A 22,885-nucleotide genomic window follows, 5' to 3' on the forward strand; every position below is an offset into this window, starting at 1 on the left:
GGCTCCTCCAGGAGCCCGGCCCGTTTCCGTACCCCCCTCCCGACCCCCGGCGCGTCGCTCGGGCCGGGGGTCGGGAGGGGGGGCGCCCGCCCTCACCCCCCGGGCGGCCCGCCCGACCGGGACCCCGTCCGTCCCCGACGTCCCCAAGCCCGACCTGAGGTCGCTGCCGGCCTACGGCATCACCATCGGCGACGCAGCCGGCCAGGGCGCCCCCGGCAAGGACTACCTCGCCTTCAGCGCCAACGTCTGGAACGCCGGCCCGGCTCAGCTCGTCGTCGACGGCTTCCGCTCGCCCGGCAAGGCCAAGATGGACGCCTACCAGTACTTCTACGACGCCAAGGGCAAGCAGGTCGGCTACACGCCCACCGGCACCATGGAGTGGGACCCGCGTCCCGGCCACGTCCACTGGCACTTCACCGACTTCGCCAGCTACCGGCTCCTGAAGGCCGACAAGAAGGAAGCGGTCCGCAGCGGCAAGGAGGCCTTCTGCCTCGCCAACACCGACGCGGTCGACTACACGGTGAAGAACGCCAACTGGCACCCGTTCAACACGGACCTGTCCACCGCCTGCGGCCAGGAGAGCTCCATCTCCGTCCGTGAGGTGCTGGACGTCGGCTCCGGCGACACCTACACCCAGGACCTGCCGGGCCAGTCCTTCGACATCACGGACCTGCCCAACGGCACCTACTACATCCAGGTCCTCGCCAACCCGGCCAAGCGGCTGAAGGAGACCAACCTCGACAACAACAGCGCGCTGCGGAAGATCGTCCTCGGCGGTACGAAGGGTGCGCGCACCGTGACCGTGCCCGCGCACGACCTGGTGAACGCCAACTGACCACCGCGCCGAGGGGCGCGCGCAGACCGGTGTGAGCGGCGGCCGGACCCGGGACACCCGGGTCCGGCCGCCGTTCGGCGTTCGCCGCCCGGGGGACGTGGGTGACGTGCGGGCGTGGCCTGCTTGACCGGCCCCGCCAACCCCTGCACAGTCGGAGGGCGGCACCGCACCGGCCCGCTCGCCCCCGCCGACCGGCCCGGCCGTCCCGCCGTCCACCGGCACCCCCCTCGCGTCCAGGAGCGGCTGATTCGATGGTCCTTGACCTGATCGTGGTCGGCACGGCCATCAGCCTGGGGCCCCTGCACAACAGCGCCTTCATCCTCCTGCTGTCCTCCCGGCGCGGGGTCCGCAAGGGGCTGGCGTTCCTGCTGTCGTGGCTGGCCAACCTCCTCGCGGTGATCGCCTGCGTGGTGCTGCTGACCGGTGGCAAGCCGCCGGCACGCCACAGCGTCCCCTCGACCGCCGCGATCGTCGCGAAGCTCGTCCTCGGCCTGGCACTTGTCGGGTACGGGGTGTACCGGCACCGCCGGCCGCCCCGCCCGCACGGCCCGCCGCGCTGGTCAGCCCGGATCGACGAGGCCTCCCTCGCCACCGCCGCCGCCCTCGCGTGGCTGTTGCAGCCGTGGGGTCTGGTCGGCGTGGGCGCCGCGACCGCCGTCGACGCGGACCTGTCCACCCTCACCGCCTGGCTCACCCTCGCCGGCTACTGCCTGCTGGCCACCCTGAGCCTGGTGGTGATGGAGATGTACGCGCTCCGGGCACCCGAGGCGGCGAACGCCCGCCTGAACGCCCTGCGGACCTGGCTGGAACAGCACCAGGAACGCCTCATCGTCATCCTGGCCCTCGTCGTCGGTCTGTGGACCACGGCCCGGAGCATCTACGCACTGGTCGCCTGACGGGGACGGCCGCAGCGGCTCCCCGGCGCCTCCGACGGCCGGGCCGCCCACCGCGGCGGCCTCTGAGCCGTTCGGCGGACAAGCGCGACGCACGGTGCGGAAGCCGTCGAAGCCGGGGAAGGAGACGACGGCAGGCAATCCGTCCGCAGCCGGAGGAGCGACCACCGTGGACCACGCCGGATCGACCAGCGAGAACCAGCCGTCCCCCGACGGCGCGACGGAGGGAGAACACCCCGGCCACGCCTCGACCGTCTCGCTGCGGGTCAACGGGACCACGTACGAGCTGCGGCTCGACCACCGCACGACCCTCCTGGACACCCTCCGCGAGCACCTGGACCTCACCGGGGCCAAGAAGGGCTGCGACCACGGTCAGTGCGGGGCGTGCACCGTCCTCGTCGGCGGCCGCAGGGTCGACAGCTGTCTGGTCCTGGCCGTCACCTGCGACGAGCCGGTCACCACGATCGAGGGTCTCGCCGGCCCGGAGGGTCTCCACCCCCTCCAGGACGCGTTCGTCGCACACGACGCCCTGCAGTGCGGCTACTGCACCCCGGGCCAGATCTGCTCGGCCGTGGCCATGCTGGACGAGGCGGCCGCGGGCCATCCCTCGCACGTCACGGCGCCGGACGGGCCGGGCGGCGGCCCCCTGGTCCTCACCCCGGAGGAGATCCGCGAGCGCATGAGCGGAAACCTCTGCCGCTGCGGCGCCTACGCGCACATCGTCGACGCCGTCCGGGAGGTCGCCTCGTGAAGCCCTTCGGCTACGTCCGTGCCGAACACACCGACCAGGCGCTCGCCGCGTACGCGGCCCACCCCGGCGCCCACTACATCGCCGGCGGCACCAATCTCGTCGACCTCATGAAGCTGGGGGTGGCCACCCCGCCGTTCCTCGTCGACATCGGCCGCCTCCCGCTCGGCGGCGTCGACGAGACCGCGGACGGCGGCCTGCGCATCGGGGCGACCGTCCGCAACAGCGACCTCGCGGCCCATCCCCTGGTACGCGACCGGTACCCGGTCCTGTCCCAGGCCCTCCTGGCCGGTGCCTCCGCGCAGCTGCGCAACGCCGCCACCACCGGGGGCAACCTGCTCCAGCGCACCCGCTGCCTGTACTTCCAGGACGCCTCGAAACCCTGCAACAAGCGCGCGCCGGGCACGGGATGCCCCGCCCGCGAGGGCGTCCACCGGGACCTGGCGGTGCTCGGGCACTCCCCGGGGTGCGTCGCCACGCACCCCTCGGACATGGCCGTCGCGCTCGCGGCGCTCGACGCCCGGGTCCACCTCCTCGGCCCCGACGGCGAGCGCGCCGTGCCCCTCACCGGATTCCACCGGCTGCCCGGTGACACCCCGGAGCGGGACACCGTGATCCGGCCCGGCGAACTCGTCACCGCGGTGACGCTCCCGCCTCCCTCAGGAGCCCACAGCGCCTACCGGAAGGCCCGCGACCGCGCCTCGTACGCCTTCGCGCTCGTCTCCGTCGCCGCGGCCGTCACCGTCGAGAACGGCGTCTTCCGCCACGCCTCCCTCGCCTTCGGCGGGCTCGCCCACGCACCCTGGCGGGCCTCCCTGGCCGAAGAGGTGCTCCGCGGAGCACCCGCCACCGAGGAGACGTGCGCCCGCGCCGCCGACGCCGAACTCGCGGCGGCCGACCCGCTGCGCGACAACGCCTTCAAGGTGCCCCTCGCCCGCGGTCTCGCCGTCCGCGTGCTCACCGACCTCGCGTCCCGCCCCTGAGGAGGCCGGCCCCGTCATGTCCCCGCACTCCCCGCGCCACGCCCCGTCCACGCCCGACGAGGACGCCCCCGCCCGCCGCGACGCCCGGCAGAAGGTGACCGGATCGGCGCGCTACGCAGCCGAGCACACCCCGCACGGCTGTGCCCACGCCGTCGCGGTTCCCGCCACCGTCGCGCGGGGCAGGGTGACCGCCGTCCACGCCGACGAACTGCTGCGACGACCGGGCGTCCACGCGGTGCTCAGCCACGCGAACGCCCCGCGCCTCGGCGAGGCCGACGACCCGACGCTCGCCCTGCTGCAGACCGACCGCGTGCCCCACCGGGGCTGGTACGTGGCCGTCGTGGTCGCCGACACCCTGGAGGCGGCCCGCGCAGCCGCCGACGACCTGCGGATCGAGTACACCACCGAGGAGCACGACGCGGGCCCGGCCGCCGACCACCCCGGCCTCTACGCACCCGAGGAGGCCAACGGCGGCCATCCGGCCCTGCGCGAGCGCGGGGACTTCGACACCGCCTTCGCCGCGTCGGCCGTGCGCGTCGACGCCACGTACACGATGACCGCCCAGCACAACCATCCGATGGAGCCGCACGCCGCCACCGCGTGGTGGGAGGACGGCGCGCTGACCGTGTACGACTCCAGCCAGGGGGCGACCAAGGTACGGGACGTCCTCGCCGGGCTGTTCCAGGTCCCCCGCGACCGCGTCACGGTCACCTCCGCGTACGTCGGCGGAGGCTTCGGCTCCAAGGGCACCCCGCGGCCCCAGGCCGTCCTCGCCTCGATGGCCGCGCTGCACCTCGGACGGCCCGTCAAGCTCGTCCTGCCGCGCCGCGAACTCGCCGCCGTCGTCGGTCACCGCGCCCCCACGGTCCAGCGCGTCCGCATCGGTGCCGACGCCGACGGCGTGATCCACGCCCTCGCCCACGAGGTCGTCACCCAGACCTCCACGGTGCGGGAGTTCGTCGAACAGGCGGCCGTACCCGCCCGCGCCATGTACACCTCGCCGCACAGCCGGACGAGCCACCGGGTGGTGGCCCTCGACGTGCCGACACCCTCGTGGATGAGGGCCCCCGGCGAGGCGTCCGGCATGTACGCCCTGGAAGCGGCCATGGACGAACTCGCCGTCGCCACCGGCGTCGATCCGGTCGAACTCCGGCTGCGCAACGAGCCCGACACCGAACCCGACAGCGGCAGGCCGTTCAGCAGCAGGAGCCTCACCGCATGCCTGCGGGAGGGCGCGCGGCGCTTCGGCTGGGAGGGCCGCGACCCCCGGCCGGGAGTGCGGAGGGAGGGGCACCTCCTGACCGGTACCGGAGTGGCCGCGTCGACCTACCCGTACCTTCTGAGTCCCTCGTCCGCCTCCGCCCACGCCGCGCCGGACGGCCACCACCTCGTACGGATCGCCGCCACCGACATCGGGACCGGCGCCCGTACGGTGCTCGCCCGGATCGCCGCGGAGGCGCTCGACGTCCCCATGGACTCGGTGCGGGTGGAGCTCGGCAGCAGCAGCCTGCCCACCGCGCCCCTGGCGGGCGGCTCCTCGGGGACCTCGTCCTGGGGCTGGGCCGTCCACAAGGCCTGTACCGCCCTGGCCGGGATGGTGCGCGCCCATTCCGGGCCGCTGCCGCCCGAGGGCCTCACCGCGCGGGCGGACACCACGGAGGAGGCCGGCCGGGAGTCCCCCTACGCACGGCACGCGTTCGGCGCGCAGTTCGCGGAGGTCGGGGTGGACACCGTGACGGGGGAGGTGCGGGTCCGCCGGCTGCTCGGCGTCTTCGCGGCGGGCCGGGTCCTCAGCCCGCGCACCGCGCGCTCCCAGTTCATCGGCGGCATGACCATGGGACTGGGCATGGCGCTGACCGAGAGCAGCACGCTCGACCCCGCGTTCGGGGACTTCGCGGAACGGGACCTGGCCTCGTACCACGTCCCGGTCTGCGCCGACCTGCCGTCGCTCGAAGCGCACTGGCTGGACGAGGAGGACCCCCATCTCAACCCCATGGGGAGCAAGGGCATCGGGGAGATCGGGATCGTGGGGACGGCGGCCGCGATCGCGAACGCGGTCCACCACGCGGTGGGCGCACGGCTCCGGGAGCTTCCCCTGACCCCGGACCGGATCCTGGGCCACCTGCCGGACTGAACACGCGGGCCGGGCACGGCGCCGTGCGGGACTTCCTCGATAGGCTCGTCCGATGACGGAGAGCGAGATCCAGCTCAAAGCCATCGCGGCCCTCACGGCCCTGCGCGGTGGCGTCCCCCAGGACTACGTCTCCGACCTGCTCGGCGAGGTCATTCCGACGCGGTTCCTGGTGCCCGACACCGACGACGCCGTGGAGGTCGGGGCGGCCGTCCTCAGCCAGCTCACCGGCCCGGTCAGCGCCCTGGTCCGCGGCTTCATGCTCGCCTTCGAGACGGTCGCCAACGCCTACGACCAGACGGAACCCGGAGCACCCACCGAGCAGGTCCTCCAGGCCCTGGCCCTCGCGATCGCCGGCGACGAGGACGAGGACGAGGGGGACTGAGGCCCCGCGGCCGGACGCCGGCCGGTTGCTCACGAGCCCGGCTGTTCACGGGCCGTCGGCGCAGCCGGCCGGCCGCCGACCGGCGTGGCGGATGCTGTCAGGCGGCCGGCAGTCCCAGCAGGCCGGCCAGGCGGGCGCGGTGCCAGGGCGGTGGGCCGAAGAGGCGGGCCGAGCCGTGCGCCCGCTTGAAGTAGCGGTGCGCGTCGTGCTCCCAGGTGATGCCGATGCCGCCGTGCAGCTGGATCATCTCGCCCGCCACCGCCGTGTACGCCTCCGAGCAGGCCGACTTCGCGGCGGCGGCGCGGCGGGACAGCTCCGGGGCCCCCGCCGCGGCGGCGAACGCGGCGCCGAGCGCGACCGAGCGGGCCGACTCCACCAGGACGTACGCGTCCGCGAGACGGTGTTTGACCGCCTGGAAGGAGCCGATGGGCCGGCCGAACTGGATGCGCTCCCCGGCGTAGCCGAGGGTGAGCTCCAGGCAGCGTGCGGCGGCGCCGACCTGTTCGGCGGCGAGCGCCGTGCAGGCCAGGTCCAGGACGTGCGACAGGACCTGTTCCCCGTCGCCCTCGACTCCCAGGAGCCGGGCTTCGGCCGCGGCGAGGACCACGCGCGCCTGTGCGCGCGTGGCGTCCATCGGGACCGCGGGTACCCGCTCCACGCCCGTGCCGTCCAGGGGCACCTCGAAGAGCGAGACGCCCGCCGCCGTACGGGCGGCCACGAGCAGCACATCGGCCCGCCCGTCGTCGAGGACGTGCTCCTTGGTCCCGCTGATCCGCCACCCGCCCGCGGGCCCGGGGGCGGCCCGGGCCCGCACGTCCGACGGATCCCAGGAGCCGCCCTCCGCCCACGCCAGGGTTCCCACCGCCGTACCCGAGGCCAGTCCGGGCAGCAGCCGGGCGCAGGCCGCCCCGTCGCCCGAGGCGAGCAGCGTCTGGACCGCGAGCACCGCGGAACCGAGGTACGGGACCGGGCTCAGCTCCCTTCCCAGTTCCTCCATCACCACGCCGACCTCCACCGCCCCGCACCCGGCGCCGCCGTACTCCTCCGGGACGGCCAGGCCCGCGACGCCGATCTGCCGGGTCAGCGGGCCCCAGGCCGCGTCCCCCGGACGGCGGCCGAGCACGGCCCGTACGGCGGACCGCAGTTCGTCCTGCTCCGCCGTCGTCCTCACGTCAGGGCCCCTTCGGCGAGGACGCGGGCGCGGCAGGCCGCGGGAGTGCCCCAGGCGTCCCGGAGGGGGCGGGCCTTGCGGATCCACAGGGCGAGGTCGAACTCCTCCGTGTAGCCGACGGCGCCGTGGAGCTGGAGGGCGGTGCGGGCCGCGGCGTGGGCGGCCTCGCCCGTGGTGACCTTCGCGGCGGCGACCTCGGCCGAGGCGTGCTCCGCTCCCTCCGCCAGGGCCAGGGCGGCCGCGTGGAGCAGCGGCCGGGCGAACTCCAGGGAGATCAGCGTGTCGGCGAGACGGTGCTTGAGGGCCTGGAAGGAGCCGACGGGGACCCCGAACTGGGTGCGCTGCCCGACGTACGCGACGGTCCGGTCGAGCAGGGCCCGGCCGAGACCGAGCGACTGGGCGGCGGTGGCCAGGGCCGCGACGTCGGCGGAGTACGCGGTGGCGGCGGCCACCTCGGGACCCCGGGCGAGCACGGTTCCGCCGAGCGGGCGGGCCAGCCGGCGCGCGGGGTCCGCCGAGGGCTGGACCGGCCCGACGGCCCCGGCGAGGCGGACGGTGTCGCCCTCGACGACGAGCACGGCGTCGGCGGCCTCCGCGTCCAGGGCGTACGGACCGCCGACGGCCGGCACGCACAACGAGACGAGGGCCTCTCCGGCGGCGATCCGGGAGAGCAGGTCGGCGGTTGCGGCGGTCCCGAGCCGGCCGGTGGTGTGCGCTGCCCCGAGCCGGCTGGCGGTGTGCGCTGCCCCGGGCCGGCCTGCGGTGTCCCCGGCCCCGAGCCGGTCGAGGAGTGCCGCCGCGGCGACCGTCTCCACCAGCGGACCGGGCACGACATGGCGTCCCAGCTCGGTGAACGCGACCGCGAGTTCCACCGGCAGCGAGCCGAGGCCCCCGTGGCGTTCCGGGACGGCGAGGGCGAAGAGGTCCGCCTCCGCCAGCCGCGCCCAGAGCGCCCGCCCGGGCGCGGTGTCCCCGGCAGCCCAGGACCGCGCGACCGCCGGGGTGCCGGCCGCGGTGAGCATGCGGTCCAGCGAGCGGGCGAACTCCCGCTGGTCGTCGTCGAGGAGGAACCGCATCACCGGCGTCCCTTCGGGAGGCCGAGCAGCCGCTCGGCGATGATGTCGCGCTGGATCTCGTTGGTGCCCGCGTAGATCGGCCCGGCGAGGGAGAACGTGTGGCCCTCGGCCCAGCCGCCGCCCGCGGGCGCGTCCGTGGCCTCGTCGGCGAGTTCCCCGTACGGACCGAGCAGGTCGAGCGCGGTCTCGTGGAGCGCGATGTCCAGCTCGGACCAGAAGACCTTGTTGAGGCTGGACTCGGCGCCGATCGAGCCTCCGGCGGCGATCCGGGAGGCGTGGGCGTAGCTGAAGAGCCGGTAGGCGCGGGCGCCGATGACCGCGTCGGCGACCCGGTCGCGCAGGGCGGTGTCGGAGGGCTCGGCGTGCTCCCGCCACAGCTCGGTGAGACGCGCGGCGGCGGACGTGAACCGGCCCGGGCTGCGCAGGGTCAGTCCCCGCTCGTTGCCCGCGGTGCTCATCGCGACCCGCCAGCCGTCTCCCGGCGTACCGATCACGTCCTCGTCGGGCACGAAGACCGAGTCGAGGAAGAGCTCGGCGAAGGCGGGCTTGCCGTCCAGGCGCCCGACGGGCCGTACGGTCACGCCCTCGGCGTCCAGCGGGAACATCAGGTACGTCAGGCCCTGGTGCGGCCGGGCCGTGTCGGGGTCGCTGCGGAACAGGCCGAAGGCCCGGTCGGCGAAGGCCGCGCGGGACGACCAGGTCTTCTGGCCGCTCAGGAGCCAGCCGCCGTCGGTGCGTTCGGCCCGGGAGCGGAGCGAGGCGAGGTCCGAGCCGGACTCCGGCTCGGACCAGGCCTGGGCCCAGACGACCCGGCCGCTCGCCATGGGGGGCAGGACGCGGGCGCGCTGCTCCTCGGTGCCGTGCTCGAAGAGGGTGGGGGCGAGGAGGTTGATGCCGTTCTGACCGACCCGGCCGGGCGCGCCCGCCGCGTAGTACTCCTCCTCGAAGATCAGCCACTGGAGGAGGGAGGCGTTCCGGCCGCCGTACTCCTCGGGCCAGGAGACCACCGACCAGCGGTCGGCGGAGAGGATCCGTTCCCACTCCCGGTGGGCGGCGAAGCCCTTCTCCGTCTCCAGGGAGGGCGGCGGTACGTCGGGCACGTGCGCGGTGAGCCAGGCGCGGGCCTCGGCCCGGAAGGCGTGGTCGGCCGCGGAGAAGTCGAGATCCATCAGGCGCCCGCCGCCTTCGTCGAGCGGATGTCCCTGTTCCGGACGGTGTGGTACTCCGGGCGGTCCACGGGGACCCCGGCCACCGGGCCCCGGCGTTCGTAGCGGACGGGTTCCCGCGGCGCGGGCGTGCCGGTCGCGGTGCGGGCAGCGGACATCCGCCCCTCCTTCCCTAACAAGTGTTTGGTAGGTTAACGTACGGCCATGAACGACGTCGAGGCGTTCCGCGCGGAGGTCCGCCGCTGGCTCCGCTCGGAGCTGACGGGCGAGTTCGCCGCTCTGCGCGGCCGCGGCGGCCCCGGACGGGAGCACGAGGCACACGCCGAACGCCTCGCCTGGGAACGGCACATGGCCGCCGCCGGCTGGACCTGCGTCGGCTGGCCCGAGGAGTACGGCGGCCGGGGAGCCACCCTCGAACAGCAGGTCGCCTTCCACGAGGAGTACGCCCTCGCCGACGCCCCCGCCCGCGTCAACCACATCGGGGAGCAGCTCCTCGGCCCCACCCTCATCGCCTTCGGCACAGCCGCCCAACGCGCCCGGTTCCTCCCGCCGATCGCCGCCGCCGAGGAACTCTGGTGCCAGGGCTACTCGGAACCCGACGCCGGCTCGGACCTCGCCAACGTCCGGACCCGTGCGGAGCGCGACGGCGACGACTGGGCGGTCACCGGACAGAAGGTGTGGACCTCACTCGCGCACGAGGCCGACTGGTGCTTCGTCGTCGCCCGCACCGAGCCCGGCTCGACCCGCCACCACGGGCTCTCCTACCTCCTGGTCCCCCTGGACCAGGCCGGCGTGGAGATCCGGCCCATCGTCCAGCTGACCGGGACCTCGGAGTTCAACGAGGTCTTCTTCGACCGGGCCCGCACCCACGGCTCCCACATCGTCGGAGCCCCCGGCGACGGCTGGCGCGTGGCCATGGCCACGCTCGGCTTCGAGCGGGGCGTGTCCACCCTCGGCCAGCAGGTCGGCTTCCGGCGCGAGCTGGAGGCCGTCATCGCGCTCGCCCGGAGCAACGGCGCCGCCGCCGACCCGCTGATCCGCGACCGCCTCGCCCGAGCCTGGATCGGCCTGGAGACCATACGGTTCAACGCCCTGCGGATGCTCGGCGGAGCCGCGGCCGGAGCCCCGGGCCCCGAGGCCTCCATCGGCAAGATCTTCTGGGCCACCTGGCACCGGGAGCTGGGAGAACTCGCCATGGACGTCTGCGGCGCCGAGGGCATGCTCGCCGCCGGAGCGCCGTACGACCTCACCGACTGGCAGCGCCTCTACCTCTTCTCCCGCTCCGACACCCTCTACGCCGGCTCCAACGAGATCCAGCGGAACATCATCGCCGAGCGCGTCCTCGGCCTGCCCAAGGAGGCCCGCGCATGACCGGGACACCACCCCCCTACGTGCCGGGCCACGGGCTGCTCGCCGGCCGCACCGCCGTCGTCACCGCGGCCGCGGGCGCCGGCATCGGTGGCGCCACCGCCAGACGCCTCCTGGAGGAGGGCGCCCGGGTGCTCCTCTCCGACGCCCACGGCCGCAGACTCAAGGAGTCCGAGGCGGGGCTGGCCGCCGAGTTCGGCGCCGACCGGGTCGACGCGCTGCCCTGCGACGTCACCGACGAGACCCGGGTCGCCGCGCTGTTCGACCTCGCCGTGGAGCGCCACGGGCGCCTCGACATCGTCGTCAACAACGCCGGCCTCGGCGGCACCGCCGACCTGGCCGACATGACCGACGAACAGTGGGACCGGGTCCTCGACGTCACCCTGAACGGCACCTTCCGCTGCACCCGTGCCGCCCTGCGCCGCATGAGGGCCGCGGGCGCCGGCGGCGTCCTCGTCAACAACGCCTCGGTGGTCGGCTGGCGGGCCCAGCGGGGCCAGGCCCACTACGCCGCCGCCAAGGCCGGCGTCATGGCCCTCACCCGCTGCGCCGCCGTGGAGGCCGCCGCGTACGGGGTCCGGGTCAACGCCGTCTCCCCGAGCCTGGCCGTGCACCCGCACCTGGTGAAGGTCACCACCCCCGAACTCCTGGAGGAGCTGACCGCCCGCGAGGCGTTCGGACGGTACGCGGAGCCCTGGGAGGTGGCCAACGTGATCGTCTTCCTCGCCAGCGGCTACTCCTCGTACCTGACCGGCGAGGTCGTCTCCGTCAGCAGCCAGCACGCGTGACGCACACCCGGAACACCCGGAACCACGTGGACCTCGCAGAAGGAGCGGTCATGGCCGAGGCATACATCGTCGAAGCGGTACGCACCCCGGTGGGCAGGCGGAACGGCGGACTGGCCGCCGTCCACCCCGCCGACCTCGGAGCGCACGTCCTCAGGGCGCTGATGGAGCGCTCGGGCGTCGACCCGGCCGCCGTCGAGGACGTCGTCCTCGGCTGCCTCGACACCGTCGGCCCGCAGGCCGGCGACATCGCCCGCACCAGCTGGCTGGCCGCCGGGCTCCCCGAGGAGGTGCCCGGCGTGACCGTGGACCGCCAGTGCGGCTCCTCCCAGCAGGCCCTCCACTTCGCCGCCCAGGGCGTCCTGTCCGGCACCCAGGACCTGGTCGTCGCGGGCGGTGTGCAGAACATGTCGATGGTGCCCATCGCCTTCGCCAGTAGGCAGGCGGCCGCGCCGCTCGGACTGAACGACGGCCCGTACGCCGGCTCCGAGGGCTGGCGCGCCCGCTACGGCGACCAGCCGGTCAACCAGTTCCACGGGGCCGAACTGATCGCCGCCAAGTGGGATGTCTCCCGTGCGGACATGGAGGAGTACGCCCTCCGGTCGCACCGGCGGGCCGTCCGCGCCATCGACGAGGGCCGCTTCGACCGGGAGACCGTCGCGTACGGGGACGTCACCACCGACGAGGGCCCGCGCCGCGACACCACTCTGGAGAAGATGGCCGGTCTGAAGCCGCTGGTCGAGGGCGGGCGGCTGACCGCCGCGGTGTCCTCGCAGGTCTCCGACGGGGCCTCGGCGCTGCTGATCGCCTCGGAGCGCGCCGTACGCGAACACGGGCTGACGCCGCGGGCCCGTGTCCACCACCTGTCCGTGCGGGGCGAGGACCCGATCCGGATGCTCTCCGCGCCCATCCCGGCGACGGCGTACGCGCTGAAGAAGGCCGGGATGACGCTCGACGACATCGACCTGGTCGAGATCAACGAGGCCTTCGCCCCGGTCGTCCTGGCCTGGCTCAAGGAGACCGGCGCCGACCCGGACAAGGTCAACGTCAACGGCGGTGCCATCGCCCTCGGGCACCCGCTCGGCGCCACTGGCACCAAGCTGGCGACCACCCTGCTGCACGAACTGGAGCGCACCGGCGGCCGCTACGGTCTGCAGACCATGTGCGAGGGTGGCGGCCAGGCGAACGTGACGATCATCGAACGGCTGTGACGTCTCCGGGCCGGCCCGGGCCGCCCGCCGGGGTGACCGCACCCCGGGGGCGGTGGACCCGGGGGGTCAGGTCGTCGCGGGCAGGGCATGGAGCGCGGTGCGGGCCTCGGACATGAGGCGTTCGACGAGTTCGGCACAGGACGGCAGGTCGTCGATGACTCCCGCGACCTGGCCGGAGGCCATCACGCCGAGGTCGGTGCGGCCGTCCACCATGGACGCCCTGAGCAGCATCGGGGTGTTCGCGGCCAGCAGGATCTGGCTCCAGGTCAGGTCCCTGCCGTGCCGCATCGCCAGGCCGTCCCGGACCATCTCCGGCCAGCTCATGCCGGACTCGCGCCGGAAGGCCGCGGCGTGCCGCACCGCCCGGAGCAGCGCGGACGCCCGGCCCGAGCGCTCCAGCGCGTCGACCAGCTCCGTCCGCAGCATCCGGTGCGGCAGTCCGTCCACCTGGGTGGTGACGGTGACGTCCGTGACCGCCGCCGCGAGATAGCGGGCCTTCACCGCCTCAGGGACCGTGCTGTCGGAGGTGAGGAGGAAGCGCGTGCCCATCGCGATCCCGGCCGCGCCGTAGGCCAGCGCGGCGACCAGGCCGCGTCCGTCGTGGAACCCGCCGGCCGCGACGACCGGGATGTCCACGGCGTCCACGACCTGGGGGAGCAGGACCGTGGTGGCGACGCTGCCGGTGTGGCCGCCGCCCTCGCCGCCCTGCACGATCACCGCGTCGGCCCCCCACGCGGCGACCTTCTCGGCGTGCCGCCTGGCCCCGACCGAGGGGACGACGACCACACCGGCGTCCTTGAGCCGTGCGATCAGCTCGCGGGACGGGGCGAGCGCGAACGACGCGACCCGTACCCCCTCCTCGACGATGATCCGCGCCCGTTCGGCCGCGTCCCCGGCGTCCGCCCGCAGGTTCACGCCGAACGGCGCGTCGGTACGGGACCTGACCTCCCGCACGGCGGCGCGGAGCTGCTCGACGGTCATCGTCGCCGAGGCGAGGATCCCGAGCGCCCCGGCGTTCGCGGTCGCCGAGACCAGCCGGGGGCCGGCCACCCACCCCATGCCGGTCTGCACGACCGGGTGCCGGACCCCGACGAGTGCGGTGAACGGGGTGGGGATCGCGAGGTCGTTCACGCGGGGACCTCCCGCTCGCGCAGTCCCGTCGGGTCGATCTCCTCGCGGATCAGGCGCAGTTCCTCGGCGGTGGGCTCGCGGGTGTACGGCACCTCGTCCGGGACGGCCAGCGCGAAACCGGTCGCCTCGGTGACCTGCTCGACGGTGACGCCGGGGTGCAGCGAGCGCAGCCGCATGCCGCGGTCCGGGGTCTCGAAGTCGAAGACGCCCAGGTCGCTGATGACGTCGGGGACGCGGTGGTAGCGCGCCGCGGCGGGCCCGGCCGCGGCGGCCCGGTCGTAGCCGACGCCGCAGACCATGTCGACCCGCTCGACGAACACCCGGGCCGAGTGCTTGGGCACCCAGTAACTGGTGGGATTGTTCAGGGTGTTGACGGGTGCGCCGCGCACTCCGAGGAGTTGCCGCTTCGGGCGCTCCCAGTCGCCGATGCAGCTGATGTTCTGGTTCCCGTACCGGTCGAGCTGGCTCGCGCCCATCATCACGTGCCGCCGCCCGGTGGCGACCAGGGCCAGGTGCTGCCGGTACGGCAGCCAGCCCTCGACGACCCGGGGCGCGCCGCCGACGGCCGGCACGTCGCCCATCAGCAGCGCCTCCCCGTCGGTCAGCAGCAGGTCGGGGGAGAAGGTGAGCTTCGCGAGGCGGGCGCCGATCACGGGCACGGTGCCCATCGGGCCGGCGAGCACCTCACCGGCGTTCCGCCATGCCTCGGCGCAGGCGACGACGCAGTACTCGGCCCGCGTCACCCCCGTGGCCTGCGGGGGCGTCGTCGTGCCGGTGCCGCTCATGCTTCCTCCTCGTGGAACGCCGCGACCGCGGCCTGGTAGGCGTCCTCGTCACCGGACAGGAAGCGGGCGCTGAAGGCCCGCCACACCTCCGGGTCGCGGGCGGCCCGGACGTAGGCGCGCTGGAAGGCCTCGTCCCGGTCGTAGTCGGGGTCACAGGAGGTGAAGTGCGCGCCGTTCGGGGTCTCGACGACCCCGTCGACGAACGCGCGCTTCAGCAGCAGGGACTGCGGCGCCGCGTCCTTGAGGAGGTCCGCGGTCTCCACCAGGCGCTCGCAGGAGACGTACGCGGTGTCGGCGGCCTCGCAGAACAGGTCGTCGAAGTACGGGTCGGGGCCCAGGTACTGGCCGTTCCCGTGGACGTCGGCCCGGTTGACGTGGACCAGCGCCGCGTCCAGGCGCAGCGCGGGGACGGCGACGAGCTCCTCGCGGTCCTCGTACGGGGAAGTGACCGTCCGCAGCGTGGGGTTGACACGCATCACGTCCGAGGCGAGCCCCGCCCGGATGGGCATGAAGGGCAGCCGGTGCACGGCGGCCGTCAGTCCCCACATGACCATGGCCTCGTCCAGCTCGACCAGTTCGAGGGAGCCCTGCTGCCTGGCCGCGCAGAAGTGCGGCTCCAGGGGGACGGAGTCGAGCGTGGCGAAGGCCGCGACCAGCGTGCGGATCCTCCCCGCGGCGGCGAGCAGGCCCACGTCCGGGCCGCCGTACGAGACCACCGTCAGATCGGTCACGTCGGACCGCAGCAGCGCCCGGACCAGCGCCATCGGCTTGCGCCGGGAACCCCAGCCGCCGATGCCGACCGTCATCCCGCTCCGCAGCCGGCCCACGGCCTCGTCGGCGGTCATCGTCTTGTCCCTGCTCACGACTGCTCCTCCCGGTCCCTGGTGAACGTCGTGTCCGTGGCGCCGCCTCCCGCGCCGCTCCCGCCGCCCCCGCCGAAGGTGTCGCGGACCCGGTCGGCGACACCGCTGAGGTTGGCCTCGAAGGTGAAGCCCTGCTCGAAGCGGTAACTGCGCCGGACGTCCACCGGGTCGATGCCGTTGATCGCCGCCTTGGCGAGCCGGAGGAGGTGCCCGTCCTTCGCGGCGATCTCCCGGGCGAGTTCCAGCGCGGCGTCGCGCAGCGCCTCGCGGGGCACGACCCGCCAGACAGAGCCGTGCCGGTGCAACTCCTCCGCGGTGACCGTGCGCGAGGTGTAGTAAAGGGTCCGCATCAGGTGCTGGGGGACCAGGCGGGCCAGGTGCGTGGCCGCGCCGAGGGCGCCCCGGTCCAGCTCGGGCAGGCCGAAGGTCGCGTCCTCGGCGGCGACGATCGCGTCGGCGTTGCCGACCAGGCCGATGCCGCCGCCGAGGCAGAAGCCGTGCACGGCGGCGATCACGGGCACCTCGCAGTCGTAGACGGCCGCGAAGGCCTCGGAGCAGCCGCGGTTGGCGCCCAGGAGTGCTCCGTGCCCGGCAGCCCGTTGGAGCTCCTTGATGTCCACTCCGGCGTTGAACCCGCGTCCCTCGGCGGTGAGGACGACGCAGCGCACCTCGGGATCGGCGCCCGCCGCGCGGAGGGCGGCGGCGAGGTCGTACCAGCCCCGCACGGGAAAGGCGTTGACCGGGGGGAAGTCGACGGTGACGACGGCGATGCCCTTGTCGGGGGCGGAGGTGGAGACACCCATGAGCGGATCAGCTACCTTTCCACCAAACGTTTGTTAGGTGTAAGATAGCAGTGGTTCGCCCGCTGCGGGAGGTGTCCCTTGGCAGTCACCATCGACCTCTCGGGGTCCGTCGCCGTCGTCACCGGCGGCACGCGGGGCGTCGGGGCCGGGATCGCGCGGGCCCTGCTGGAAGCCGGCGCGGAGGTCGTGACCTGCGCGCGCAGAGCACCCGGCGAACCCGTCGGGGCAGCCGGGCGCACGGCCCGCTTCCTCCCCGTCGACCTGCGCGATCCGGCGGCCGTCACGGCCTTCTTCGACCGGGTGCGCGACGACCACGGCCGACTGGACGTCCTCGTCAACAACGCCGGCGGAACCCCGTACCGCATGCTCGGCGACGGCGGGCCCGGGCAGCACGCCCGGGTCGTCGAACTGAACCTCCTCACCCCCCTGACCGCCTCGCTCGCCGCGTACGAGGTGATGCGCCGCCAGCCCGGCGGGGGAACCGTCATCATGATCGGCAGCGTCAGCGGGACCCGCCCCTCGCCGGGCAGCGCGGCGTACGGCGCGGCCAAGGCCGGTCTGGACAACCTCGCCCGGTCCATGGCGGTGGAGTGGGCGCCGCACGTGCGGGTCAACACCCTCGTCCTCGGCATGGTCCGCACCGAACTGGCCCATCTGCACTACGGCGACGAGGACGGCATCGCCGCCGTCGGCCGCACCGTGCCGCTCGGCCGGCTCGCCGAGCCCTCAGACATCGGCGACGCCTGCGTCTTCCTCGCCTCCGAACGGGCCGCGTACATCAGCGGCGCCAGCCTCCCCGTGCACGGCGGCGGGGAACGCCCGGCGTTCCTGGACGCGGCCACCCCCCGCCCCTGACGACCCGCTCGTCGCTCCCTGCCATCGAAAGGACCCCACCATGACGGGACTCTGCACCGGACGGGTCGTGATCGTCACCGGCGCGGGACGAGGACTCGGCCGGGCCCACGCCCTCGCCTTCGCCGCCCAGGGCGCCCGGGTCGTCGTGAACGACCTCGGCGTCGGCCTCGACGGGACCGGGGGCGGCGCGGCCCCCGCGCAGCGGGTCGTCGACGAGATCAGGGCGGCCGGGGGAGAGGCGGTCGCCCACGGCGGCGACGTCGCCACCCCGGAAGGCGCCGCCTCCCTCGTCGCCACCGCCCTCGACGCCTTCGGCCGACTGGACACCCTCGTCAACAACGCGGGCTTCCTCCGCGACCGCATGCTGGTCAACCTCGACGAGGACGACTGGGACGCCGTCATGCGCGTCCACCTCAAGGGACACTTCCTGCCCCTGAAGTACGCCGTCGCCCACTGGCGCGCGGAGGCCAAGGCCGGACGCACCCCCGAGGCGCGCGTCGTCAACACCGGCTCGGGCGCGGGACTGCTCGGCAGCGTCGGGCAGGGCAACTACGCCGCCGCCAAGGCCGGGATCGTCGGCCTGACCCTCGTCGCCGCCGCCGAGACGGCCCGCTACGGGGTCCAGGTCAACGCGATCGCCCCGGCGGCCCGCACCCGGATGACTGAGCGGACCTTCGCCGGGACGATGGCCGCGCCCGGCGGCGACGCCTTCGACGCCATGGCCCCGGAGAACGTCTCCCCCCTCGTCGTCTGGCTCGGCTCCCCGGACTCCGCCGGGGTCACCGGCCGGGTCTTCGAGGCCGAGGCGGGCCGCATCACGGTCATGGAGGGCTGGCGCCCCGGACCGACCGCCGACAAGGGAGCCCGCTGGACCCCGGCGGAGGCGGGCGAGGCTGCACGGAAACTGCTCGCGTCCTCCGAACCACCGCAACCGGTCTACGGCGCCCACTGATACCGGCGGCCGTCCCGGCACCCACACCGGACGGCCCCGCCGACGGAAGAAGCCGGCCCCTCCCCGTGGCGGGGGGAGGGACCGGCTTCGGTGATCCACCGGGCCGGCCTGCGGGAGGACCGGTCGGCTTCAGGACCGGTCGAGCGCGCGGGCCAGGAAGCGGCGCGTGGCCTGCTCCCGCGGATCGGTCAGCACCTGCTCGGCGGTGCCCTGCTCCACGATCACGCCGCCCTCCAGGAAGCAGACCCGATCCGCGACCCGCCGGGCGAAGTCCATCTCGTGGGTGGCCATCAGGATGGTCAGCCCGCGCCGCTTCAGGTCGGCGACGACGTCCAGGACCTCGCCGACCAGCTCGGGGTCGAGCGCCGAGGTGATCTCGTCGAAGAGCAGCAGCTCCGGCTCGGTGGCCAGGGCGCGGGCGATCGCCGCCCGCTGCTGCTGTCCGCCGGAGAGCCGGTCGGGGTGCTCGTCTGCCTTGTCCGCGAGCCCGAGGCGGTCGAGCAGCTCGCGGGCCGAGGCCTCGGCCTTCCGGCGCGGCACGCCGTGCACGCGGCGCGGCGCGAGCGTGATGTTGTCCAGCACGCTCAGATGCGGGAAGAGGTTGTACGCCTGGAAGACGATGCCGATCCGACGGCGGGCGACGTCGGGGTCGAGACGCGGGTCGGTCAGCTCGGTCCCGCTCAGATGGACGGTCCCGTCGTCGACGACCTCCAGCAGGTCGACACAGCGCAACAGGGTCGACTTGCCCGAGCCCGAGCCGCCGATCAGACAGACGACCTCGTGCTCGGCGACGTCCAGGTCGATCGAGCGCAGCACCAGCCGCTCCCCGTACTGCTTGCGGAGGCCGCGGATGCGCAGCAGCGACTGGCTCATCCGGCCGCCCCCGCCCAGGTGCGCCGGGCCGCCCGCCGCTGGAGCCGGTCGGCGAAGCGGGTCAGCGGGATGGTCACCGCGATGAACAAGAGGGCCGCTCCCAGGTACGGGGTGTAGTTGAAGTCGTAGTCCGCCTTGATCTGCGCGGCCCGCAGGGCTTCCAGCGGACCGAGGACGGCGACCAGGGCCGTGTCCTTCTGCAGGGAGATGAAGTCGTTGAGCAGGGGCGGCAGTACGTTGCGCACGGCCTGCGGGAGGACGACGTGCCGCACGGCCTGCCGCTCGTTGAGTCCCAGGGCCCGGGCCGCGTTCCGCTGGGCGGGATGGACCGAGTTCAGACCCGCGCGGAACACCTCGGCGACGTACGCGGTGTACGAGAGGGTCAGGGCGATCACGCCGAGGATCCAGGGCTCGGACGGGGTGCCCTGGAGCTGGAGCGCGGGCAGTCCGAAGCCGACGAGGAAGACCAGCAGCAGGGTCGGTACGCCGCGGAAGACGTCCACGTAGACCGTGGCCGCGAGCCGCAGCGGCTGGAGACCCGGCGCGCGGGTCACCCGCACCAGGGCGATCAGCAGTCCCAGGACGAGGATCAGGACCTCGGCGACGAGGAACATCTGGATGTTGAGCCAGAAGCCGCGGAGGAGGTCGGGGAGGGCGGCGCGCAGCTCGGCGCCGTCGAAGAACAGACTGTCGACGCGCTCCCAGCCCGGTGACGCCACCGCCGCCGCGCCCACGACCACCAGGCCGAGCAGGGTGCAGAGGGTGGAGACCCAGGTGTGGCGGCGCTTGCGGGAGCGGCGGTACCGCTGCCGCTCCTGTTCGTGCGCGCTGGGCCGGTAGCCCGTGTCGGGCGTGTCCGGAACGGGGGCCGGCCGCTCCGGCGCTGCCGTCTTGCCGATGTCCACAGCCGGCCCGTTATCGCTTCAGCTCGGGGACGTCCGCCGAGGCGGAGAGCCACTGAGTGGTGAGCCGGGCGAGCGTGCCGTCGGTCCTGAGCTCGTCGAGGGCCTGGTCGACGCAGGAGGTGTACCCGCTGTTCTTCGGCAGCAGCAGACCGAACTCCTCGGGGGTGCCGCCCGCGTAGCCGAACTGGCCGACGATCTCCCCGTTCTCCAGCTCCGCCCCGGCCAGGTAGAACACGGTGGGCAGATCGGTGACGATCGCGTCGATCTGACCGTTCCGCAGCGCGGTCACCTCGTCCTTGGTGGTGCTGAAGACGCGCGGCTGCTTCGCCGGCTTGATCTGGTCGAGCACGGCCTGGTAGCTGGTCGTCGCCACCTGTACGCCGATCCTGGCGTCCTTGAGGGCGCTCAGGGAGGTGGCCTTCGCGAACCGGGATCCGTCGAGCGCCAGGACGGCCTGATCGGCCGTGTAGTAACTGGAGGAGAAGTCCACGGCTTTCGCGCGCTGCGGCGTGATGGAGATCTGGTTGATGTCGAAGTCGAAGGACTTGGCGCCGGGGGCGTAGGAATGGGAGAAGGGTTCGACGACCCATTTCACCTGTCCGCGTGCGAAGCCCAGCTTCTCGGCCACCGCATAGGCGACGGCGCTTTCGAACCCCTTTCCGTTCGACGGGGTGTTGCTGTCGAACCACGGCTCGTAGGCCGGGGAGTCGGTCGCGACGGTGAGCCGGCCGCGCTCGTGGAGGCTCGGGTGGTCGGTCGTGCACCGGGCGGGCTTCCTGGCGCCGGACGCCGCATCGGTGCTGTTCGGCTGCGGTGCGCAGGCGGCCGCCGCGAGCGCGACGAGGGCGGCGGCCGCGGCCGCGAGGGACGTACGGGTACGAGACATCGGAGGTCCTTGGGGAGAAGTCCGGGAAAGGTACGGGGAGACGGGCCGGCGATCGGGAAGTCCCCTGCCGGGGTGGCGCGTTGGTGCGGTGTCAGCTGGTGAGGTCGAATACGCGGTCGCCCTGGCGCAGTCCGAAGGCCTCCGCCGCGGAACCGCCGCGGACGACCAGTTCGGCGAAACCGACCCCGGAGCTGCCGACGGTGATTCCGGGCTCGCCCAGCGGGACGTCGGGAAGCCGGTCGTAACAGCGCACCCGGATGTCGCGGCCGTCGCGCCGGTTGCGTACGAGGAGGCTCTCGGCGGGGGCGTAACCCGGCAGTTCGGCCGCCGGGCGGTCCAGCTTGCAGTTGCCGAAGTTGTCGACCACGGCGATCCGCACGTCCTCGGCGGAGGCCGGGCGGACCGGCGTCGGCCGCGCGGGGACGGGATGGCCGTCCACCAGCCAGCGGGCCAGCAGCGGCGCGTACCAGAGGCTGCGGAACTGGGTCCGCACCATCTCCTCGATCTCGGCCGGCGTCAGTGCGGCCCAGTCGGCGGCGGCCGCTTCCAGCACCTCGCGGACATCGGTGACCTGGACCTCCGTGAGCCCCAGGTAGGTCGCCAGCGGTGCCAGCACCCGGTGGTTCAGCGTGCTGACCACCAGGTGGTTCCCGTGGCGGAAGGAGCAGAAGGGCACGCCGTTGGGCCAGTGCCCGTCCCTCGGCGCGATGTTGACGAGGACCACGACGGGCCGGCTCGGGCCGCCGATCAGGTCCGTGGAGCGGAGCAGGTCGAGCAGGGTGAGGGCGGCGGCGCCCTCCGGGTCGGGGCCGCCGAGCGGCAGGACGGTCGGCGTGGAGCCGAAGAGGGCGGCGATCCGGGTGGACTGGCGGGCGAGCGCGTTGGGGTCGGCGCAGTCCGTGAGGGAGACGACCGGAGGAAGGGACATGGCGGTACTTCGCCCTTCTGTCGAGGGAGGGGACGGGGTGGAAGAGGTTCGCGGTGCGGGTGCCGACGGGCTCGGCACCGGGCCGGGACGCAAAAAAGGACCCTCCGTTTCCGGAGGGTCCGTCGCGTCCTGCGCGCACACGGCTTCGCTAGCGAAGCGCCTCCGGGGGAGGGGGCATCATTCGCATCATGGCGAGGGTGGCGGTGTGCTGCATGACCGGCACGCTAGCACCGGAGGGAACCGTCCCAGACTCCGTTCCACATAGTGGACGAGTACTTCCGTTCGCCCGCCGGAGGCCGGGCGCCCGGGTGCCGCCGGACTGGTCGCGGCGCCGCCGGACCGGCCCCTCGTGCCCGCCGGACCGGTGACCCTGCCGTCCCGTGGGTTTGGCGCTCCCAGAACCGGCAAGCCGGGTCCTAGGCGCCCCAAGCAAGCACGACCGAACAGCCAGCCAGGAGTCCCCGTCCAGGAAGGCAGCCATGTCGACCCTGACCACAGTTCTCATCATCGTGGCGCTGGTCGCGGTGGTACTGGTGGCCGGTGTCCTGATCCGGGCCCGCACGGGCACGGGCAGCGGCACGCGCTCACTGAAGCGCAGTTTCGGCCCCGAGTACGACCGCAGCCTCGAACGGCACGGTGGTGACGTCGATGCGACCCACCGCGACCTGCGCGAGCGTACCGAGCGGTACGGCGGCATCCGCCCGCTGCCGCTCGAACCGGCGGTCCGCGAGCAGTACACCACCCAGTGGACCACCCTCCAGGAGCGCTTCGTCGACGCCCCGGCGCAGGCCGTCGCCGACGCCGAGCAGCTCCTCACCCGGGTCGCCGCGGTCCGTGGCTTCCCGGACGCCGACCGGCGCGACGAGCAGATCGGCGCCCTGTCGGTGCACCATCCGCACCATGTCGAGGGCCTGCGCACGATCCACCGGGCGACGCGATCCGGCTCCACCTCCACCGAGGAGCTGCGCGAGGCGCTGGTGCAGGCGCGCGCCCTGTTCGAGGACCTGACCGTCACCGGGTCCACCGCGGGCGCCGACGCCCGASGGCAGCCCGTGCCGGTGCCCGTACGGGGCCGTGGCCCCGTCCTCAAGCCGAAGGGAAGTGATGCCTGATGGCACGCGACAAGCAGGAACGTTGGGCAGCGGGAAGCAC

At 73.9% G+C, this 22,885-nt stretch carries 23 protein-coding genes and 1 pseudogene; 12 read left to right on the top strand and 12 right to left on the bottom strand.

Going from position 1 to position 22,885, the window contains the following annotated elements; all coding sequences use genetic code 11:
* Window positions 1-79: 79 nt before the first annotated feature.
* The 6 genes and pseudogenes from EAO70_RS21945 to EAO70_RS21970 form a co-directional block, all read left to right on the top strand.
* Window positions 80-835, top strand: a pseudogene (locus tag EAO70_RS21945) (lysyl oxidase family protein); the annotation flags it as partial.
* 251 nt (window positions 836-1,086) lie between these two features.
* Window positions 1,087-1,731: a GAP family protein gene (locus tag EAO70_RS21950; protein WP_148004542.1), complete on the top strand. Its 645-nt coding sequence runs from the start codon at window positions 1,087-1,089 to the stop codon at window positions 1,729-1,731.
* A 166-nt stretch (window positions 1,732-1,897) separates the two neighbouring features.
* Window positions 1,898-2,479, top strand: a complete 582-nt coding sequence (locus tag EAO70_RS21955; RefSeq protein WP_148004543.1) for a 2Fe-2S iron-sulfur cluster-binding protein — start codon at window positions 1,898-1,900, stop codon at window positions 2,477-2,479.
* Window positions 2,476-3,459: an FAD binding domain-containing protein gene (locus tag EAO70_RS21960; RefSeq protein ID WP_148004544.1), complete on the top strand. Its 984-nt coding sequence runs from the start codon at window positions 2,476-2,478 to the stop codon at window positions 3,457-3,459. The genes EAO70_RS21955 and EAO70_RS21960 overlap by 4 nt, the downstream gene beginning before the upstream one ends.
* Window positions 3,460-3,475: 16 nt before the next feature.
* Complete coding sequence (locus EAO70_RS21965) at window positions 3,476-5,593, top strand: xanthine dehydrogenase family protein molybdopterin-binding subunit (protein WP_148004545.1); 2,118 nt, start codon at window positions 3,476-3,478, stop codon at window positions 5,591-5,593.
* 52 nt (window positions 5,594-5,645) lie between these two features.
* A complete protein-coding gene (locus tag EAO70_RS21970) occupies window positions 5,646-5,975 on the top strand; it encodes a hypothetical protein (RefSeq protein WP_148004546.1) in 330 nt (109 codons plus the stop codon).
* 97 nt (window positions 5,976-6,072) lie between these two features.
* Here EAO70_RS21970 and EAO70_RS21975 read toward each other — a convergent pair whose 3' ends face one another.
* The 4 genes from EAO70_RS21975 to EAO70_RS38095 are packed head-to-tail and all read right to left on the bottom strand — an operon-like array spanning window position 6,073 to window position 9,546.
* A complete protein-coding gene (locus EAO70_RS21975) occupies window positions 6,073-7,146 on the bottom strand; it encodes an acyl-CoA dehydrogenase family protein (protein ID WP_148004547.1) in 1,074 nt (357 codons plus the stop codon).
* Window positions 7,143-8,222: an acyl-CoA dehydrogenase family protein gene (locus tag EAO70_RS21980; RefSeq protein WP_148005289.1), complete on the bottom strand. Its 1,080-nt coding sequence runs from the start codon at window positions 8,220-8,222 to the stop codon at window positions 7,143-7,145. Before EAO70_RS21980 ends, EAO70_RS21975 begins: the two co-directional genes overlap by 4 nt.
* On the bottom strand, window positions 8,222-9,391 hold the full coding sequence (locus EAO70_RS21985; RefSeq protein WP_148004548.1) for an acyl-CoA dehydrogenase family protein: 1,170 nt from the start codon (window positions 9,389-9,391) through the stop codon (window positions 8,222-8,224). Before EAO70_RS21985 ends, EAO70_RS21980 begins: the two co-directional genes overlap by 1 nt.
* Window positions 9,391-9,546, bottom strand: coding sequence for a hypothetical protein (locus EAO70_RS38095; RefSeq protein WP_187284041.1), 156 nt, complete (start codon window positions 9,544-9,546; stop codon window positions 9,391-9,393). The genes EAO70_RS21985 and EAO70_RS38095 overlap by 1 nt, the downstream gene beginning before the upstream one ends.
* A 46-nt stretch (window positions 9,547-9,592) precedes the next feature.
* Between EAO70_RS38095 and EAO70_RS21990 the strand changes: the two genes are divergently transcribed.
* Genes EAO70_RS21990 through EAO70_RS22000 form a run of 3 tightly spaced genes read left to right on the top strand, consistent with a single transcriptional unit; the run spans window position 9,593 to window position 12,752 of the window.
* Window positions 9,593-10,759, top strand: coding sequence for an acyl-CoA dehydrogenase family protein (locus EAO70_RS21990; RefSeq protein WP_148004549.1), 1,167 nt, complete (start codon window positions 9,593-9,595; stop codon window positions 10,757-10,759).
* A complete protein-coding gene (locus EAO70_RS21995) occupies window positions 10,756-11,544 on the top strand; it encodes an SDR family oxidoreductase (RefSeq protein ID WP_148004550.1) in 789 nt (262 codons plus the stop codon). The genes EAO70_RS21990 and EAO70_RS21995 overlap by 4 nt, the downstream gene beginning before the upstream one ends.
* 50 nt (window positions 11,545-11,594) lie before the next feature.
* On the top strand, window positions 11,595-12,752 hold the full coding sequence (locus tag EAO70_RS22000; protein ID WP_148004551.1) for an acetyl-CoA C-acetyltransferase: 1,158 nt from the start codon (window positions 11,595-11,597) through the stop codon (window positions 12,750-12,752).
* Between the two features lie 66 nt (window positions 12,753-12,818).
* Here the strand turns inward: EAO70_RS22000 and EAO70_RS22005 are convergent, their stop codons facing one another.
* Genes EAO70_RS22005 through EAO70_RS22020 form a run of 4 tightly spaced genes read right to left on the bottom strand, consistent with a single transcriptional unit; the run spans window position 12,819 to window position 16,334 of the window.
* The gene (locus EAO70_RS22005; protein WP_148005290.1) at window positions 12,819-13,868 is read right to left on the bottom strand and encodes an NAD(P)H-dependent flavin oxidoreductase; all 1,050 of its coding nucleotides are present in this window, start codon (window positions 13,866-13,868) and stop codon (window positions 12,819-12,821) included.
* 11 nt (window positions 13,869-13,879) lie between these two features.
* The gene (locus EAO70_RS22010; RefSeq protein WP_148004552.1) at window positions 13,880-14,668 is read right to left on the bottom strand and encodes a CoA-transferase subunit beta; all 789 of its coding nucleotides are present in this window, start codon (window positions 14,666-14,668) and stop codon (window positions 13,880-13,882) included.
* Entirely contained in the window at window positions 14,665-15,513 is an 849-nt protein-coding gene (locus EAO70_RS22015) for a CoA transferase subunit A (RefSeq protein WP_148005291.1), read from the bottom strand. Before EAO70_RS22015 ends, EAO70_RS22010 begins: the two co-directional genes overlap by 4 nt.
* 14 nt (window positions 15,514-15,527) lie before the next feature.
* Entirely contained in the window at window positions 15,528-16,334 is an 807-nt protein-coding gene (locus EAO70_RS22020; RefSeq protein ID WP_148004553.1) for an enoyl-CoA hydratase family protein, read from the bottom strand.
* A 78-nt stretch (window positions 16,335-16,412) separates the two neighbouring features.
* Between EAO70_RS22020 and EAO70_RS22025 the strand changes: the two genes are divergently transcribed.
* Both EAO70_RS22025 and EAO70_RS22030 read left to right on the top strand, forming a co-directional pair.
* Window positions 16,413-17,189 (top strand): SDR family oxidoreductase, encoded by a 777-nt coding sequence (locus tag EAO70_RS22025; protein ID WP_148004554.1) that lies wholly within the window; start codon window positions 16,413-16,415, stop codon window positions 17,187-17,189.
* Window positions 17,190-17,229: 40 nt separating this feature from the next.
* Window positions 17,230-18,141, top strand: a complete 912-nt coding sequence (locus EAO70_RS22030; protein WP_148004555.1) for an SDR family oxidoreductase — start codon at window positions 17,230-17,232, stop codon at window positions 18,139-18,141.
* 129 nt (window positions 18,142-18,270) lie between these two features.
* Here the strand turns inward: EAO70_RS22030 and EAO70_RS22035 are convergent, their stop codons facing one another.
* From EAO70_RS22035 to EAO70_RS22050, 4 genes are all read right to left on the bottom strand, one after another.
* Entirely contained in the window at window positions 18,271-19,014 is a 744-nt protein-coding gene (locus tag EAO70_RS22035) for an amino acid ABC transporter ATP-binding protein (protein ID WP_148004556.1), read from the bottom strand.
* On the bottom strand, window positions 19,011-19,919 hold the full coding sequence (locus EAO70_RS22040; RefSeq protein ID WP_148004557.1) for an amino acid ABC transporter permease: 909 nt from the start codon (window positions 19,917-19,919) through the stop codon (window positions 19,011-19,013). The genes EAO70_RS22035 and EAO70_RS22040 overlap by 4 nt, the downstream gene beginning before the upstream one ends.
* A 10-nt stretch (window positions 19,920-19,929) precedes the next feature.
* Window positions 19,930-20,805 carry an ABC transporter substrate-binding protein gene (locus EAO70_RS22045; protein ID WP_148004558.1) on the bottom strand — a complete coding sequence of 292 codons (876 nt, stop codon included), beginning with the start codon at window positions 20,803-20,805 and terminating at the stop codon, window positions 19,930-19,932.
* 91 nt (window positions 20,806-20,896) lie between these two features.
* Window positions 20,897-21,733 (bottom strand): SAM-dependent chlorinase/fluorinase, encoded by an 837-nt coding sequence (locus tag EAO70_RS22050; protein ID WP_261992982.1) that lies wholly within the window; start codon window positions 21,731-21,733, stop codon window positions 20,897-20,899.
* 479 nt (window positions 21,734-22,212) lie between these two features.
* Between EAO70_RS22050 and EAO70_RS22055 the strand changes: the two genes are divergently transcribed.
* A complete protein-coding gene (locus EAO70_RS22055) occupies window positions 22,213-22,845 on the top strand; it encodes a hypothetical protein (RefSeq protein WP_187283985.1) in 633 nt (210 codons plus the stop codon).
* Window positions 22,846-22,885: the final 40 nt, after the last annotated feature.

Source organism: Streptomyces sp. adm13(2018) (assembly GCF_008042145.1).
Taxonomy (GTDB): domain Bacteria; phylum Actinomycetota; class Actinomycetes; order Streptomycetales; family Streptomycetaceae; genus Streptomyces.